Source organism: Burkholderia sp. A2 (assembly GCF_001729305.1).
Lineage (GTDB): Bacteria > Pseudomonadota > Gammaproteobacteria > Burkholderiales > Burkholderiaceae > Burkholderia > Burkholderia sola.
In genome coordinates this window covers 56,633-72,239 of the sequence record NZ_LZXX01000024.1, presented here as the reverse complement: position 1 = coordinate 72,239, position 15,607 = coordinate 56,633, and the positions used below count along the sequence as shown (strand labels likewise).

Below are 15,607 nucleotides of genomic sequence, written 5' to 3'. Positions count from 1 at the left end.
CGGGCGAAAGGAGCCGCCGCGTGCGCGATGCGTGGCGGCACAGTGAATCGATATGGCGAAACGGGATTACTACGAGGTTCTGGGCGTCGCGAAGAATGCGAGCGACGACGAAATCAAGAAGGCATATCGCAAGCTTGCGATGAAGTATCACCCTGACCGCAATCCGGACAGCAAGGATGCGGAAGAGCATTTCAAGGAGGCGAAGGAAGCCTATGAAATGCTGTCGGATGGACAGAAGCGGGCCGCGTACGACCAGTACGGCCACGCGGGCGTCGATCCGAACATGGGCGGTGCGGGTGCACAAGGCTTCGGCGGCTTCGCGGATGCATTCGGCGACATCTTCGGCGACATCTTCGGCCAGGCCGCGGGCGGCGCCGCGCGCGGCGGCCGCGGCGGCCCGCAGGTGTACCGCGGCGCCGACCTGCGCTACAGCATGGAAATCACGCTCGAGCAGGCCGCGCACGGCTACGACACGCAGATCCGCGTGCCGAGCTGGGTGTCGTGCGAAGTCTGCCACGGCTCGGGCGCGAAGCCCGGCACGAAGCCGGAAACCTGCCCGACCTGTCATGGCCAGGGCACGGTGCGCATGTCGCAGGGCTTTTTCAGCATCCAGCAGACCTGCCCGAAGTGCCATGGCACGGGTACCTACATCCCCGAGCCGTGCGCGCATTGCCACGGGTCGGGCAAGGTGAAGGAAACCAAGACGCTCGAAGTGAAGATTCCGGCCGGGATCGACGACGGGATGCGGATCCGCTCGGCCGGCAACGGCGAGCCGGGCATCAACGGCGGGCCGCCAGGCGACCTGTACGTCGAGATCCACATCAAGCCGCATGCGGTGTTCGAGCGCGACGGCGACGATCTCCACTGCCAGATGCCGATTCCGTTCACGACCGCCGCACTTGGCGGCGAGATCGAGGTGCCGACGCTGGCAGGCCGTGCGTCGTTCCCGGTGCCGGAAGGCACGCAGTCGGGCAAGACGTTCCGCCTGCGCGGCAAGGGGATCAAGGGGCTGCGTTCGAGCATTGCGGGCGATCTGTACGTACACGTGCAGGTCGAGACGCCCGTGAAGCTGACCGACCACCAGCGCGACCTGCTCAAGCAGTTCGAGAAGTCGCTGGCCGAGGGCGGCGCGCGTCACAGCCCGCAGAGCAAGAGCTGGTTCGACCGTGTGAAGAGCTTCTTCGAGTAATGGCATGACTGAAGGCAACGAGAGCGCGTCGTTCGCGCTCTTGGACGATTGCGACTCGACCGCGTCCGCGCGGTCGAGTCGTTTGTATTCGGACTTCGTGCGCGAACGCGTGTGCACGGACCCGGCGCAGCTCGACGCCATCGATGCGGCGGTTGCGCAGGATCTGCGCGACGGGCTGCATGCGGTCGTCGTCGGCGATTACGAATTCGGACGCAACCTGCAACGGGCGCAGCCGGGCCATGCCCCGCTGCGCTTTTTGCTGTATGCACGCTGCGAACGGCTGTCGCGCGACGACGTCGATGCATGGCTCGTGCAGCAGGACGGCGGCGGCACGCCGTCGATCGCGGGTGTCGCGCACGTCGCGAAGAGCGTGTCGCGCGATGCGTTCGACGCGGCGATCGCCGCGGTGCACGACGCGTTGCGCGCGGGCGATTCGTATCAGGTCAACTACACGTACCGGCTGAATTTCGACGTGTTCGGCACGCCGCTCGCGCTGTACCGGCGGCTGCGCGCGCGCCAACCCGTGCGGTACGGCGCGCTGATCGCGCTGCCGGACGGCGCATGGGTCGTATCGTGCTCGCCGGAGCTGTTCGTCGAGAAGCACGGCGACGTGCTGCGCGCGCGGCCGATGAAGGGCACCGCGCCGCGTTCGGCCGATCCACGTGAAGACACGGCAGCGGCCGCGTTCCTCGCGAATGACCCGAAGAACCGCGCGGAAAACGTGATGATCGTCGACCTGCTGCGCAACGACGTGTCGCGGATCGCGCGCACGGGCACCGTCAAGGTGCCGGCGCTGTTCTCGGTCGAGCCGTATGCATCTGTGTGGCAGATGACGTCGACGGTCGAGGCCGGCTGGCGCGACGGCACGACGTTCGCGCAGATGCTGCGCGCGCTGTTTCCTTGCGGGTCGATTACGGGCGCGCCGAAGTACAAGACGATGCAGTTGATCGACGCGATCGAGTCGACGCCGCGCGGGTTGTATACCGGTGCGATTGGCTGGCTCGACGCACCGAAGGAAGACGCGTGCGAGGCGTTGCACGGTGCGGCGGACGGTTGCGGCGATTTCTGCCTGTCGGTGGCGATCCGGACGCTGACGGTCGATGCGGACGGCGTCGGCAACGACACGGACGATACGGGCACCGCCATCGCGGTAGCCGGCCGGCGACGCGGCACGATGGGCGTCGGCGCGGGCATCGTGCTCGACAGCATCGCGGCCGACGAATATGCGGAGTGCGAATTGAAAGCGCGATTCCTGACGGACGCCGATCCCGGCTTCCAGTTGTTCGAAACGACGGCCGCCACGCGGACGGACGGCATCCGGCATCTCGATCGCCATCTCGCGCGGCTGCAGCGCAGCGCCGATGCATTCGGCTTCCGCTTCGACGCCGACGCGTTGCGTCGCGAGATCGATGCGCGCTGCGCGGCGCTCGACGGCGACGGCGCGTATCGGATGAAGCTCGCGCTCGCGAAGGACGGCACGATCGAGATCGCCGCGGCGCCGCTCAAGGCGCTGCCGGCAGGGCCGGTCGGCGTGCTGTTGGCCTCCGCGCACGGCTTCGCGCCGACTCGGGCCGACGACCCACTGCTGCTGCACAAGACCACGCGCCGCACCGAATACGACCGCGCGTGGCAAGCGGCGGAGGCGCTAGGCGGGTTCGACATGCTGTTCGTCAACGAGCGCGGCGAGGTGACGGAAGGCGGGCGCTCGAACGTGTTCGTGAAGCTGGATGGTGTGTGGGTGACGCCACCGCTGTCGTGCGGCGTGCTGCCCGGCGTGCAGCGCGGTGTGCTGCTCGACGATCCGGCAGTAGGCGCCAAAGAGCGCGTGCTGACGCTCGACGATGTGCTGAACGCGGATGAGCTGATGATCTGCAATGCGTTGCGCGGACCGATGGCAGCGCGCTTGCTTCACGGCTGCGCACCGGCCTGAACGCGGATTACTTCTGCGGCGTACATTGCCAGCTTTGTACGATAGCGTGCCCACGTCGGTAGCGCGCGACGCAGGTCTGTGCCTGTTTGCCCAGTGGCCGTGCAATCACGACGCTCGTATTGCCGTAGTCGCACGAAACCCAATAGTCTTCACTGTTTTCGCCGAGCGACCAGATATAAATATCGCTGTTGGACTCGGAACGCGAGCGGTTCGGCACCAACGACGTCATCCGGTCCGGCGGTCCTGACCAGAACCTGACGGCGGCAAGCGGATAAGTATCTTGCGTGTCGAAGTTTTTCCAGCCATTGGGCGGTTGGCCATCGAGCTGCTGGGTAACGGCAACGCGTGCGGGGCACTCTGCTGCTGCAGCTGACGCGGGTAATGCGACGAGCGAACTGTACGCGAGCGCGGCGATGGCGAGCAGTCGATGCGATGTTTGGCGCATGCGCATCCTCATTTCACGACCGAGAATGCATCGGCGTTATTGCTCGGATCGATGTAGCGGCCATTCTTGTCCTTGCCTTTGAACGGTATGCATCTTCTCTGAATGGCCTTGAGTGAGCGCCACTGTTCAACGACGTGGATGCCACGCACATCCTGGCCCAGATAGAACGCCGCATGATTGCCATGCGATCGGCTCGGGTAGCGGTCGTTCTCGAAAGTTGCAATGACGGTTCCGACGCGGATACTCCGGTCGCCGCCTGCTTTTTTTTCCGGTCGCCAGATGGCGGTAGGGCCGACGGAAGTATAGATCTTGACCAGCGCGACGCACTCGCCATCGCCTGCCAGCTTTTGCCCGACGAGTTCAGCCGCCTTTTCATACACATGAGCCATCTTTTGCCGCTCCTTCGATTGACGAAGGTTCGATGGTCGCCGCGACGAAGGCGTGTAGAAATAGGACGAGTTAGAAAGTACGCGTTGTCCGGTCATGCAGTACGAGAAACGGCGTACCGCATTGCCGGTCAGCTCAGCGAGTGTGCTGCAGCGAACGCCGGCAGTGTGCCACGGCGCTGCCGGCCCACTCAGAACGAATGTTCCGGGCCCGGAAACGACCGATCCTTCACCGCGCTCACGTACGCTTCGACGGCCGCCTGAATGTTCGGCTGCCCGTGCATGAAATCCTTCACGAAGCGCGGCCGCTTGCCGGGGAACACGCCGAGCATGTCGTGCAGCACGAGCACCTGCCCCGAGCAGTCGACGCCCGCGCCGATGCCGATTGTCGGAATCTTCAGCATGTGCGTGACCTCGGCCGCGACGAGCGTCGGCACGGCTTCGAGCACGACGAGCTGCGCACCGGCATCCTCGATCGCGCGCGCGTCGCGCAGCAATTGCGCGGCGCCGGCTTCGGTCTTGCCCTGCACCTTGAAGCCGCCGAACGCATGCACCGACTGCGGCGTGAGGCCGAGGTGCGCGCACACGGGCACCGAGCGTTCGACGAGGAAGCGGATCGTATCGGCGAGCCATTCGCCGCCTTCGAGCTTGACCATCTGCGCGCCCGCGCGCATCAGCTTGACCGCGTTCGCGAACGCGTCGGCCGGCGTCCCGTACGTGCCGAACGGCAGATCGGCGACGACGAGCGCGCGCGGCTGCGCCCGGGCGACACAGGCGGTGTGGTACGCGATGTCGTCGATCGACACGGGCAGCGTGGTCGTGTGGCCCTGCAACACGTTGCCGAGCGAATCGCCGATCAGCAGCACGTCGGTGCCGGCGCGATCGAGCAGCGCGGAAAAGCTCGCGTCGTAGCACGTGAGCATCGCGATCTTCTCGCCGGCGTCGCGCATTGCCTGCAGCTTGGGGACCGTCACGGCAGGCCGGCTCGATTCCTGGAGATAGGTCATGGGAAATCCGGGTCGGTGGGTGAGAAACGACAGGCGGGACGCGTCAGCGCGTCGTCTCGCCCTTGACGAAGAATTCCTTGCGGCCGCGCATCGTCTCGATGCGCTCGACCAGCAGGGCGAGATCTTCGGGGGAATCCAGCGGGTTCAGGTGTTCGGCCGCGACCGTCAGCACCGGCGTGCGGTCGTAGTGGTAGAAGAATTCGTTGTACGCGTCGACGAGCGAGCGCAGGTACGCGTCGCTGATCTGCAGCTCCATCGGCGTCCCGCGCTTCTGGATGCGCGAGAACAGCACCTCGGGGCTGGCCTGCAGGTAGACGACGAGATCGGGCGACGGCGCCTGCGGCACGTCGACGTGCGTGGCGACCGAGCGATACAGCTGCCACTCGTCTTCCGGCAGGTTCAGCCGCGCGAAGATGTCGTTCTTCTGCGGCATGAAATCGGCGATGACGGGGCGGCCCGTGTCGAGCGCGCCGATCAGCTCGCGCGCCTGCTGGGCGCGCTGCAGCGCGAACGACAGCTGGACCGGCAACGCGTAGCGCGCGGTGTCGCGATAGAAGCGTTCGAGGAACGGGTTGTCCTGCGGGCGCTCGAGCAGCGCCTGCATCGACCAGCGCTCGCCGAGCAGGCGCGCGAGCGTCGTCTTGCCGACGCCGATCGGGCCTTCGATCACGAGATAGCGGTGCGGGGCGCGCAGGTCGGGCGCGGTGACGGTCAGCGGAGTGGCGTTCATCGGCAGCGGGTCTTGTCGGCGTCTTCGCCGGCAGCAAGCGCCTTTTGCATCGGGCACTGGCAGGTTTGCACCTTTTCGACGCGCTGATCCGCGACGGCGGCGAGAAAGGCGTCGGCACGGCCGCGCGCGGGGATGTCGAGCGCCGGCTCGATCTCGACGAGCGGTACGAGCGCGAAGGCGCGGTCGGTGAGGCGCGGGTGCGGGACGATCAGGTCGGGTTCGTCGATCGAATCGGCGCCGAACAGCAGGATGTCGAGGTCGAGCGTACGCGGCGCATTGCGATACGGGCGCTCGCGGCCGAAGTGATGTTCGATCTTCTGGCAGAGCGCGAGCAGCTCGCGGGCCGACAGCGTCGTGTCGAGCTTGACGACGCAGTTGTAGTAGTCGTCGCCGCCCGCTTCGAACGGCGCCGTGCGATACAGGCTCGATTTCCCGAGGATCGAGATGGTGCGCTGCTGCGCGAGGCACACCACCGCGTCCTTCAGGGTCTGGCGCGCATCGCCGAGATTCGCCCCCAGTCCGATATATGCAACCGTCATGGCATCACTTCCTACGTCGTTCGCCGGCGCGCGCGTCAGTCGTCGGAACCGCTCGCGGTATCGCCGGCGGTATCCGGCGCCTGCTCGGCGGCGCCTTCACCCGGCTTGCGGTTTCGCGCACCGCCGCGGCGGCGGCGCTTGCGGGGCGATTTTTCCTTCGAGCCGCCCTGCGTGAGCAATGCTTCGCGAGCGGCCGCGTCGCCTTCGATGAAATCCGTCCACCACTGTCCGACTTCCGTATCGAGCTCGCCGGATTCGCAGCGTAACAGGAGGAAATCATACCCCGCTCTAAACCTTTGGTGTTCCAGCAGCCGCATCGCGCTGCGGCCCGAGCGTTTCTCCAGGCGCAGCTGCAGGCCCCAGATCTCGCGCATGTCGGCCGAGTAGCGCTTGTGGATCGCGAGTTTCTCGGTCTGCATGTCGAGCACGTCGTCCATCGCGCGATGGAGCGCCGGCACCGGAATTTCGCCCGCCGCCGTGTATTGCTCGAAGCGTTGGCGCATGTCGTGCCACAGCAGCGTCGCGAACAGGAAGCCCGGCGACGCCGGCTTGCCGGCGCGCACGCGCGCGTCGGTGTTGTTCAGCGCGAGCGTGATGAACTTCTCGCCCTGCGGCTGTTCGAGCACGACGTCGAGCAGCGGCAGCAGCCCGTGGTGCAGCCCTTCCTTGCGCAGCCGCTGCAGGCACGCGAGCGCGTGGCCCGACAGCAGCAGCTTCAGCATTTCGTCGAACAGGCGCGCGGCCGGCACGTTGTTGATCAGGTCGGCGAGCGCGTGGATCGGCTCGCGCGTATGCGGCTCGATCTCGAAATCGAGCTTCGCCGCGAAGCGCACGACGCGCAGCATCCGCACCGGATCCTCGCGGAAGCGGGTGGCCGGATCGCCGATCATCCGCAACAGGCGGGCGCGTACGTCGGCCATCCCGTCGTGATAGTCGAGCACCGTCTGCGTCGACGGGTCGTAGTACATCGCGTTGATCGTGAAGTCGCGGCGCGCGGCGTCCTCGTGCTGCTCGCCCCACACGTTGTCGCGCAGCACGCGGCCGCTCGCGTCGACCGCGTGCGTGCGGCGATCGAGTTCGTCGCGCTTCAGGCGCCTCGGCGGCTCTGCTGTTGCCGCGGCTGCCTCGGGCGGCGCGTCGACCAGCGCGCGGAACGTCGACACCTCGATCAGTTCCTGGCCGAACTGCACGTGGACGATCTGGAAGCGGCGGCCGATCAGGCGCGCGCGGCGGAACAGGCGCTGCACCTCGGTCGGCGTCGCGTCGGTCGCGACGTCGAAGTCCTTCGGCGCGATGCCGAGCAGCAGGTCGCGCACCGCGCCGCCGACGATGAACGCGCGAAAACCTGCCTGTTGCAGCGTGTCGGTCACGCGCACCGCGTTCTTCGAGATCAGCGCCGGATTGATGCCGTGCACGCTGGCCGGCACGACGGTCGGCTCATGGTTGCTGCGCGGTTTTTTCGTGCCGCCGCCGCGGGCGCCCTTCGGGGCGCGCGGGGCAGCAGGGGCCGCTTCGTCGGCCCGGGCCGGTGCGGAAGGCGTTTGCTCGGTTTCGTCCTGGCCGAGCAGCTTTCGAATGAATTTTTTGATCACGACGTTCAGAAGAGATCGAGGATACGCCAGCCGCGGGTGCTTGCATGCGCACGCAGCGTGTCGTCAGGGTTGGTCGCGATCGGGTCGGTGACTTTCTCGAGCAGCGGGATGTCGTTGTGCGAGTCGCTGTAGAAGTAGCTGTGTTCGAAGTCGTCCCAGTGCTTGCCGAGCGACGCGAGCCATGCTTCGGTGCGCACGATCTTGCCTTCGCGATAGCTCGGCGTGCCGGTCGGCCGGCCCGTGTACGGCGAATCGGGATGCCCGTCGGTCGTTTCGACCTCGCACGCGATCAGCGTGTCGACGCCGAACGCGGTCGCGATCGGGCGCGTGATGAATTCGTTGGTCGCCGTCACGACGCAGCACAGGTCGCCTGCGTCGAGGTGCTGGCGTACCAGTTCGAGCGCGGCGGGCGTCATCGCGGGCCGGATCACCTCGTGCATGTACTGCTCGTGCCATTCGGCGAGCTGCGCGCGCGAATACTTCGCGAGCGGCGTGAGCATCGCCGTGAGGTACGCGTGGATGTCGAGCCGGCCGGCCTTGTAGTCGGCGAAGAACTGGTCGTTCTGACGCGAGAAGCTTTCCGCGTCGACGATGCCGAGCTTCACCATGAAGCGGCCCCATTCGTGGTCGCTATCGGTCGGGATCAGCGTGTGATCGAGGTCAAAGAGTGCCAGATTAGTCATGGAAGCGCATTTTACTCGAAGCGGTTCGGGCCCGTGCCCGGTGGTGTGATGTCGTCGCCCGGGCGCGCGAGCATCCGGCGCAGCAGCGGCAGCGTGACCGCGCGTTTCTGCTCGAGCGAAAAACGGTCGAGCGCGTCGAGCAACGCCATCAGGCTCGGCATGTCGCGGCGGAAATGGGTCAGCAGGTAGGCGGCGATGTCGTCGGTGAGCGCGATCCCGCGCTCCTTCGCCGCGAGCTTGAGCACCGCGATCTTGCCGGCGTCGGACGGCGGCGTCAGGTGGAACACGAGCCCCCAGCCGAGGCGCGTGCGCAGATCCTCGCGTACGTCGAGCGCGAGCGGCGCCGCCGGGCCCGCCGCGACGAACGCGCTCGACGGGTGTGCGCGCACTTCGTTGAACAGGTTGAACAGCGCGACCTGCTGCGTGTCGCTCATCCGGTCGCAATCGTCGATCGCGTAGATGCCGATGCGCGGGTCGAACGTGAACGCGCCGAGCGGGCTCTGCGGCGTCAGGTAGCGTGCATAGCCGTACGACGCGTCGCTCACGAGCGCCTGCAGCAAGTGGGTACGGCCGCTGCCGGGTTCGCCCCAGATGTAGAACGACCGGTCCGGCACGGGGCCGGCCGCGAGCGCGAGATCGAGCTTCTGCAGGCGCGTGACGAGCTCGTCGTTCTCGTCGCTCATGATGAAGTTGTCGAACGTGGCGGGCGGCGGCGTGCCGAGATCGAGCGTCAGTTGACGGGACACAGCAGTCACAATGCGGATCGGTTGAAAAAACGCGTGCCGTACGCCGGGCACGCGCGGGGGAAGGCGCCTGGGCTGGCTTCACGCGCGACCGTACGCACGGCGGCGCGGCGCGGGTTTCGGCGCGCTTCGCCCGGCGATGAAAACGGGGACGTGTTGACCAAGATGCAATCCCTGACGATTCGGTGCTGGGAATTCCGGCCAACGGGCCGGCTTCGGGTAAAATCGCATTTTACCGACCTTCTCGCATTCCCCCATGAATCCTCCGAAATCCGCTCCCGACGCTCAGGGTCTGTCCTATCGCGACGCAGGCGTCGACATCGACGCAGGCGACGCGCTCATCGACAAGATCAAGCCTTTTGCGAAGAAAACCCTGCGCGACGGCGTGCTCGGCGGCATCGGCGGGTTCGGCGCGCTGTTCGAAGTGCCGAAGAAGTACCAGGAGCCCGTGCTCGTGTCGGGCACCGACGGCGTCGGCACCAAGCTCAAGCTGGCCTTTCATCTGAACAAACACGACACCGTCGGCCAGGATCTCGTCGCGATGAGCGTGAACGACATCCTCGTGCAGGGCGCCGAGCCGCTGTTCTTCCTCGACTACTTCGCATGCGGCAAGCTCGACGTCGATACGGCCGCAACGGTGGTCAAGGGCATCGCGCACGGCTGCGAACTGTCGGGCTGCGCGCTGATCGGCGGCGAAACGGCCGAAATGCCGGGCATGTACCCGGACGGCGAATACGACCTGGCCGGCTTCGCGGTCGGCGCGGTCGAGAAGAGCAAGATCATCGACGGCAGCACGATCGCCGAAGGCGACGTGGTGCTGGGCCTCGCATCGAGCGGGATCCACTCGAACGGCTTCTCGCTCGTGCGCAAGATCATCGAGCGCGCGAATCCGGATCTGTCGGCCGATTTCCACGGCCGCTCGCTGGCCGACGCGCTGATGGCGCCGACGCGCATCTACGTGAAGCCGCTGCTCGCGCTGATGCAGAAGCTGTCGGTGAAGGGCATGGCGCACATCACGGGCGGCGGTCTCGTCGAGAACATCCCGCGCGTGCTGCGCGAAGGCCTCACCGCCGAACTCGACCAGAACGCATGGCCGCTGCCGCTGCTGTTCAAGTGGCTGCAGGAGCACGGCGGCGTCGCCGACGCGGAAATGCACCGCGTGTTCAACTGCGGGATCGGGATGGCCGTGATCGTCTCGGCGGCCGATGCCGACGCGGCGATCGCCGACCTGACCGCCGCCGGCGAACAGGTGTGGAAGATCGGCACCGTGCGGGCGACCCGCGAAGGCGAGGCGCAGACGGTCGTGGTCTGACGCACCACAAAGCAGATGCAGCAGGAAAAGCCGCCCGGAGTCGATCCGGGCGGCTTTTTTTTTCGGGCGCTGCGTGGCGGGCCGGCGCGCGGCGACGCTTACGCGGATGCGCGCGGTGCGTTCGCCGGGCGCGCGCCGGCCAGCAACGGCGGCACGAACAGGTACAGCAGCGCGGCCGCGGCCCACACGAGGCCCGGCCAGGTCGCGCGCGTCGCCGCGTAGGTCGCGGTGACGACCAGCGGCCCTGCGATGCCGATCAGGCTCGCCACGCTCGCCAGCGCGCCTTGCAGTTCGCCCTGGCGCGTATCGTCGACCTGCCGCGCGAGCATCGCCTGCAACGCCGGCAGCGTCATGCCGCCGGCCGCGAACAACGGCAGCAGCGCGAACGGCACCCATGGGGCGGTCGCGAACGCGATGACCGCAAGCCCGAGCGCGTCGCCCGCGAGGCCGAGCGCGAGCGCGCGCCGCTCGCCGAGCCGCGCGATCAGCGGCCCGATCGCGAATGCCTGCGCGAGCGCGTGGCACGCGCCGTAACCGGCGAGCGACAGCCCCGCGACCGGCGTCGACCAGCCGAAATGTTCCTGCCCGTACAGGATCCACAGCGTCGCGGGCGCCTGCGACACGAGTGCCACGATCACGTAGATGCCGACCAGCGGCGCGAGCGCGGGCGCGCCGCTCAGCCGGCGCAGGCTTGCGAACGGGTTGAGCGCGCCGACCGTCCGGCTTTCCCGGGCCGGGCGCGGCCGCGATTCCGGCAGCACGCGCCACACGAGCACGAGATTCAGCGCGTTGAGCAACGCGGCCGCGACGAACGGCGCACGCAGGTGCAGTGCGCCGAGCAGCCCGCCGATCAGCGGGCCGGCGATGAAGCCGATGCCCATCATCGCGCCGAGCTGGCCGAAGCGTCGTGCGCGGTCGGGTTCGGCCGTCACGTCGGTCACGTACGCGGTCGCGACCGCGACGTTCGCACCGGTGATGCCCGCGATCAGCCGGCCGACGTAAAGCCATGCGAGCGTCGGCGCGAGCGCCATCAGCAGATAGTCGAGCGCCGCGCCCGCGAGCGATGCGAGCAGTACCGGGCGGCGGCCGAAACGGTCGCTCAGCGCGCCGAGCAGCGGCGCGCACAGGAACTGCGCGCACGCGTACAGCGCGAGCAGGATTCCGTAGTGGGTGTCGGTGCTGCCCGACGCGGCGAGCGAGCGCAGCAGCCCGGGCAGGATCGGCATCACGATCCCGACGCCGATCGCGTCGAGCAGGACCGTGGCCAGGATGGCAATCAGGGACGGATTCAAGGGTGTCACTCTATCGATGATAGAGTGCGAAGTATTCCACAGTTTCCCTATCGGTGATAGAGATGAAGGACACAGGCGCGCGATTGACGCGCGACACCGTATTGCGCGCGGCGCTCGAATTGCTGGACGAGGTGGGGATCGACGGGCTGTCGACGCGGCGGCTCGCCGAACGGCTCGGCGTGCAGTCGCCAACGTTGTACTGGCATTTCAGGAACAAGGCCGAGCTGCTCGACGCGATGGCCGAAACGATCATGTTGGAGCGTCACGGCGCGTCGCTGCCGCAGCCGGACGACGTGTGGGATGCGTGGCTCGCGGAGAATGCACGCAGTTTTCGCCGCGCGCTGCTGGCCTATCGCGACGGCGCGCGCCTGCATGCCGGCACGCGGCCGCGCGCGCTGCATTTCAGCTCGATCGAACGCAAGGTCGCGCTGCTCGGCGACGCGGGGTTCACGCCGGACGAGGCGGTCGACGTGATGGTCGCGATCAGCCGCTTCGTGGTCGGATGGGTGCTGGAAGAGCAGGCGGGGCCGGGTGCAGGTGCCGATGCGCCGCTGCCGGACGCGGCAGAGTACCCGTTGCTCGCGAAAGGCTGGGCCGCGCTGCGCGAACGCAGCGACGACGAAGCGTTCGAGCGCGGTATCGCGTGGATCGTCGACGGCGCCCGCGCGCGCCTGGCGGTGCGTCGGGCCGGCTGACGCGTCAGCCGGGCATGCGGCCGTCGAGCACGCGTTCGAGGGCGTCGAGCGCGCGGGCCGTCGAATCCGGCGCGATGCAATCGACGACGATCCGCTCCGGCATCGCGCGCAGCCACGTGATCTGGCGCTTGCACAGCTGGCGTGTCGCGAAGATGCCCTTGTCGCGCATCGTCCGGTAGTCGGTGGCGCCGTCGAGGAATTCCCACGCCTGCCGGTAGCCGACGCAACGCATCGACGGCAGGTCGGGATGGAGATCGTCGCGGCGGCGCAGCCGTTCGACTTCGTCGATGAAGCCCGCGTCGAGCATCGCGTCGAAGCGCTGCGCGATCCGCGCGTGCAGCACCGCGCGGTCCGACGGCTCGAGTGCGACCGGCACGAAGCGGTACGCGGCGGCCGCATCGTCCGTACGGCGCGGCGCGGCGAGCAGCGCCGACATCGGTTGCCCGCTCAGCATGAAGATTTCGAGCGCACGCTGGATCCGCTGCGAATCGTTCGGCGCAAGCCGCGCGGCCGTGTCGGGATCGACCTGCGCGAGCCGCGCGTGCAGCGCGGGCCAGCCGTCGCGCGCGGCGTCGGCGTCGAGTGCCGCGCGGACCTCCGGGTCGGCGCCCGGCAGGTCGTTGAGCCCTTGCGTCAGCGCCTTGTAGTACAGCATCGTGCCGCCCGCGAGCAGCGGCGTGCGGCCGCGCGCGACGATCTCGCCGATCAGCCGCAGCGTGTCCGCACGGAATTCCGCGGCCGAATACGCGTCGGCCGGGTCGATGATGTCGATCAGGTGATGCGGCACGCTCGCGCGCTCGTCGCGCGACGGTTTCGCGGTACCGATATCCATGTCGCGGTAGACGAGCGCCGAATCGACGCTGACGATCTCGATCGGGCGGCGCGCGGCGAGCGCCAGCGCCGCGGCGGTCTTCCCCGAAGCGGTGGGGCCGAGCAGGCAGGCGATCGTCGTCTGAGCGGGCTGCGAAGAAGCGCTCATTGCCCGCGCATGAAGAGACGGTCGAGATCGTTCAGCGTGAGCTGATACCAGGTCGGCCGGCCGTGATTGCACTGGTCCGCGCGCTCGGTCGCCTCCATCTGGCGCAGCAGCGCGTTCATCTCGTCGAGCGTCAGGCGCCGGTTCGCGCGCACCGCGTGATGGCACGCGAGCGTGCCGAGCAGTTCGTGCTGGCGCTCGGTGAGCACGCGCGAGCCGCCGAATGCATGCAGGTCGGCGAGCACGGCGCGCGCGAGCGACTGCAGGTCGGCATCCTTCAGCAGCGCCGGCACCGCGCGGATGGCGAGCGTCGTCGGCGACAGCACCGCGAGGTCGAAGCCGAGCGATTCGAGCGTGTCGCGCTCTTCCTCGACCGTGCCGATCTCGACCGGCGTGGCCGTCATCGAGATCGGCAGCAGCAGCGACTGCACGGCGACCGTGCGGTCGGCGAGCGCGTTCTTGAACTGCTCGTACAGGATCCGCTCGTGCGCCGCGTGCATGTCGACGATCACGAGGCCGTATGCGTTCTGTGCCAACACGTAGATCCCGTGGATCTGGCCGAGCGCGAAGCCGAGCGGCTGCTCGTCGTGCGCGCCGGCGGCGAGCGGCGACGCGGCGACACCCGACAGCGGCGCGACCGGCGCGTCGGCCGCATCGCGGGCGATGAGCGTCGTGCCGGCGGGCGTGCCCGCACCGCTGTCCTTGCGGCCGAACAGCGCGTCATAGAGCGCGAGCGGCTGCGCGACGGGCAGCGTGCCTTGCGTCATCCGCGCCTGGCGCATCCACGTGTTGCCGGACGACGATGACGAAGACGAAGACGGCGACGAGAAGCCGCTACCGGCGACTCCGCCGCTGCCGCCTGTCGCGTGGCCCGGGCTTTGGCCGAGCGGCGTATCGAGGAACGACGCCGGCCCGCGCGGCGCGGGTTCGAGATGCGCGGCATGGCCGCCCGCCGTGGTTTCCGGCGACGCGCCCGCATGGCGCGCGAGCGCCCGCTGCACCGCGTGGAACACGTACTGGTGGATCGAGCGCGAATCGCGGAACCGCACTTCGATCTTCGACGGATGCACGTTCACGTCGACGGCTTCGGGCGGCAGGTCGAGGAACAGCACGTACGACGGGTAGCGGTCGCCGTGCAGCACGTCCTCGTAGGCCGCACGCACCGCGTGCGTCAGCAGCTTGTCGCGCACGAAGCGGCCGTTCACGAAGAAGTACTGCTGGTCGGCGCGCCCGCGGCTCGCGGTCGGCAAGCCGGCGCAGCCGTACACGGCGAGCGGGCCGGCCTGCTCGTCGAGCGGCAGGTGCGCGGTCGCGAAGCCGTCGCCGAGAATCTTCGCGACGCGCTGCGCGGGCTCGGTCGCATTCCAGTGCTCGACGGCCTTGCCGTTGTGCAGCACCGAGATCGCGACGTCCGGCCGCGCGAGCGCCGCGCGGCGGATCATTTCCAGGCAGTGGCCGAATTCGGTCTGCTCGCTCTTCAGGAACTTGCGCCGCGCGGGCGTGTTGAAGTACAGCTCGCGCACCTCGATCGTCGTGCCGATCGAGCCGGCGGCGGGCGACAGCACGCCCGTCTGCGCATCGATCTTCATCGCATGCGCGGCATCGGCCGTCCGGCTCGTGATCGACATCTCGGCGACCGACGCGATCGACGCGAGCGCTTCGCCGCGAAAACCCAGCGTCGCGACCGCCTCGAGTTCCTCGAGCGAGCGGATCTTGCTGGTCGCGTGGCGCATCAGCGCGAGCGCCAGTTCGTCCGGCGGAATCCCGCAACCGTCGTCGGTGATCGAGATGCGCTTGACGCCGCCTTCTTCCAGCACGATGCGCAGCGTCGTCGCGCCGGCGTCCATCGCGTTCTCGAGCAGCTCCTTGACGACCGACGCCGGGCGTTCGACGACCTCGCCGGCGGCGATCTGGCTGATCAGCTGGTCGGGCAGGGGCTGGATCGCGCGCAGCGGGCGCGCGGCGGGGGCGGGTGCGGCGCCCGCGGCCGTTTCGGTGATATCGGACATGGCCGAATTATAGCGAGGCCGCGAACGCGTGCCGGGGCGGCCGGCCGTTACGTTTTTTCACGGAGCCTTAAGGTAGTTT

At 68.0% G+C, this 15,607-nt stretch carries 15 protein-coding genes; 4 read left to right on the top strand and 11 right to left on the bottom strand.

Going from position 1 to position 15,607, the window contains the following annotated elements:
* Positions 1–52: 52 nt before the first annotated feature.
* Positions 53–1,189: a molecular chaperone DnaJ gene (dnaJ, locus tag A9Z05_RS02130; protein WP_034206478.1), complete on the top strand. Its 1,137-nt coding sequence runs from the start codon at positions 53–55 to the stop codon at positions 1,187–1,189.
* Between the two features lie 4 nt (positions 1,190–1,193).
* The gene (locus A9Z05_RS02125; RefSeq protein WP_069616688.1) at positions 1,194–3,119 is read left to right on the top strand and encodes a chorismate-binding protein; all 1,926 of its coding nucleotides are present in this window, start codon (positions 1,194–1,196) and stop codon (positions 3,117–3,119) included.
* 7 nt (positions 3,120–3,126) lie between these two features.
* Here the strand turns inward: A9Z05_RS02125 and A9Z05_RS35810 are convergent, their stop codons facing one another.
* From A9Z05_RS35810 to hda, 8 genes are all read right to left on the bottom strand, one after another.
* A complete protein-coding gene (locus tag A9Z05_RS35810) occupies positions 3,127–3,564 on the bottom strand; it encodes an STY0301 family protein (RefSeq protein WP_141723330.1) in 438 nt (145 codons plus the stop codon).
* A gap of 8 nt (positions 3,565–3,572) precedes the next feature.
* Positions 3,573–3,953, bottom strand: coding sequence for a BPSL0067 family protein (locus A9Z05_RS02115; protein WP_069616686.1), 381 nt, complete (start codon positions 3,951–3,953; stop codon positions 3,573–3,575).
* 188 nt (positions 3,954–4,141) lie between these two features.
* On the bottom strand, positions 4,142–4,957 hold the full coding sequence (gene panB, locus A9Z05_RS02110; protein WP_069616685.1) for a 3-methyl-2-oxobutanoate hydroxymethyltransferase: 816 nt from the start codon (positions 4,955–4,957) through the stop codon (positions 4,142–4,144).
* 43 nt (positions 4,958–5,000) lie between these two features.
* Positions 5,001–5,687, bottom strand: coding sequence for a deoxynucleoside kinase (locus A9Z05_RS02105; RefSeq protein WP_069616684.1), 687 nt, complete (start codon positions 5,685–5,687; stop codon positions 5,001–5,003).
* Positions 5,684–6,226: a 2-amino-4-hydroxy-6-hydroxymethyldihydropteridine diphosphokinase gene (gene folK, locus A9Z05_RS02100; protein ID WP_034187173.1), complete on the bottom strand. Its 543-nt coding sequence runs from the start codon at positions 6,224–6,226 to the stop codon at positions 5,684–5,686. Before folK ends, A9Z05_RS02105 begins: the two co-directional genes overlap by 4 nt.
* A 35-nt stretch (positions 6,227–6,261) precedes the next feature.
* Positions 6,262–7,818, bottom strand: a complete 1,557-nt coding sequence (gene pcnB / locus A9Z05_RS02095; protein ID WP_069616683.1) for a polynucleotide adenylyltransferase PcnB — start codon at positions 7,816–7,818, stop codon at positions 6,262–6,264.
* A gap of 5 nt (positions 7,819–7,823) precedes the next feature.
* A complete protein-coding gene (locus tag A9Z05_RS02090; RefSeq protein ID WP_069616682.1) occupies positions 7,824–8,501 on the bottom strand; it encodes an HAD family phosphatase in 678 nt (225 codons plus the stop codon).
* An 11-nt stretch (positions 8,502–8,512) separates the two neighbouring features.
* A complete protein-coding gene (gene hda / locus A9Z05_RS02085) occupies positions 8,513–9,247 on the bottom strand; it encodes a DnaA regulatory inactivator Hda (protein WP_069616681.1) in 735 nt (244 codons plus the stop codon).
* Positions 9,248–9,500: 253 nt separating this feature from the next.
* Here hda and purM point away from each other — a divergent pair, with 253 nt between their 5' ends.
* Complete coding sequence (gene purM / locus A9Z05_RS02080) at positions 9,501–10,556, top strand: phosphoribosylformylglycinamidine cyclo-ligase (RefSeq protein WP_069616680.1); 1,056 nt, start codon at positions 9,501–9,503, stop codon at positions 10,554–10,556.
* Between the two features lie 98 nt (positions 10,557–10,654).
* Here the strand turns inward: purM and tet are convergent, their stop codons facing one another.
* Positions 10,655–11,848, bottom strand: coding sequence for a Tet(A)/Tet(B)/Tet(C) family tetracycline efflux MFS transporter (tet, locus tag A9Z05_RS02075; RefSeq protein ID WP_069616679.1), 1,194 nt, complete (start codon positions 11,846–11,848; stop codon positions 10,655–10,657).
* 62 nt (positions 11,849–11,910) lie between these two features.
* Here tet and tetR point away from each other — a divergent pair, with 62 nt between their 5' ends.
* Positions 11,911–12,543 (top strand): tetracycline resistance transcriptional repressor TetR, encoded by a 633-nt coding sequence (gene tetR / locus A9Z05_RS02070; RefSeq protein WP_069616678.1) that lies wholly within the window; start codon positions 11,911–11,913, stop codon positions 12,541–12,543.
* 4 nt (positions 12,544–12,547) lie between these two features.
* Here the strand turns inward: tetR and miaA are convergent, their stop codons facing one another.
* Both miaA and mutL read right to left on the bottom strand, forming a co-directional pair.
* A complete protein-coding gene (gene miaA, locus A9Z05_RS02065) occupies positions 12,548–13,522 on the bottom strand; it encodes a tRNA (adenosine(37)-N6)-dimethylallyltransferase MiaA (protein ID WP_069616677.1) in 975 nt (324 codons plus the stop codon).
* Positions 13,519–15,528 (bottom strand): DNA mismatch repair endonuclease MutL, encoded by a 2,010-nt coding sequence (mutL, locus tag A9Z05_RS02060; protein WP_069616676.1) that lies wholly within the window; start codon positions 15,526–15,528, stop codon positions 13,519–13,521. Before mutL ends, miaA begins: the two co-directional genes overlap by 4 nt.
* Between the last annotated feature and the right edge of the window lie 79 nt (positions 15,529–15,607).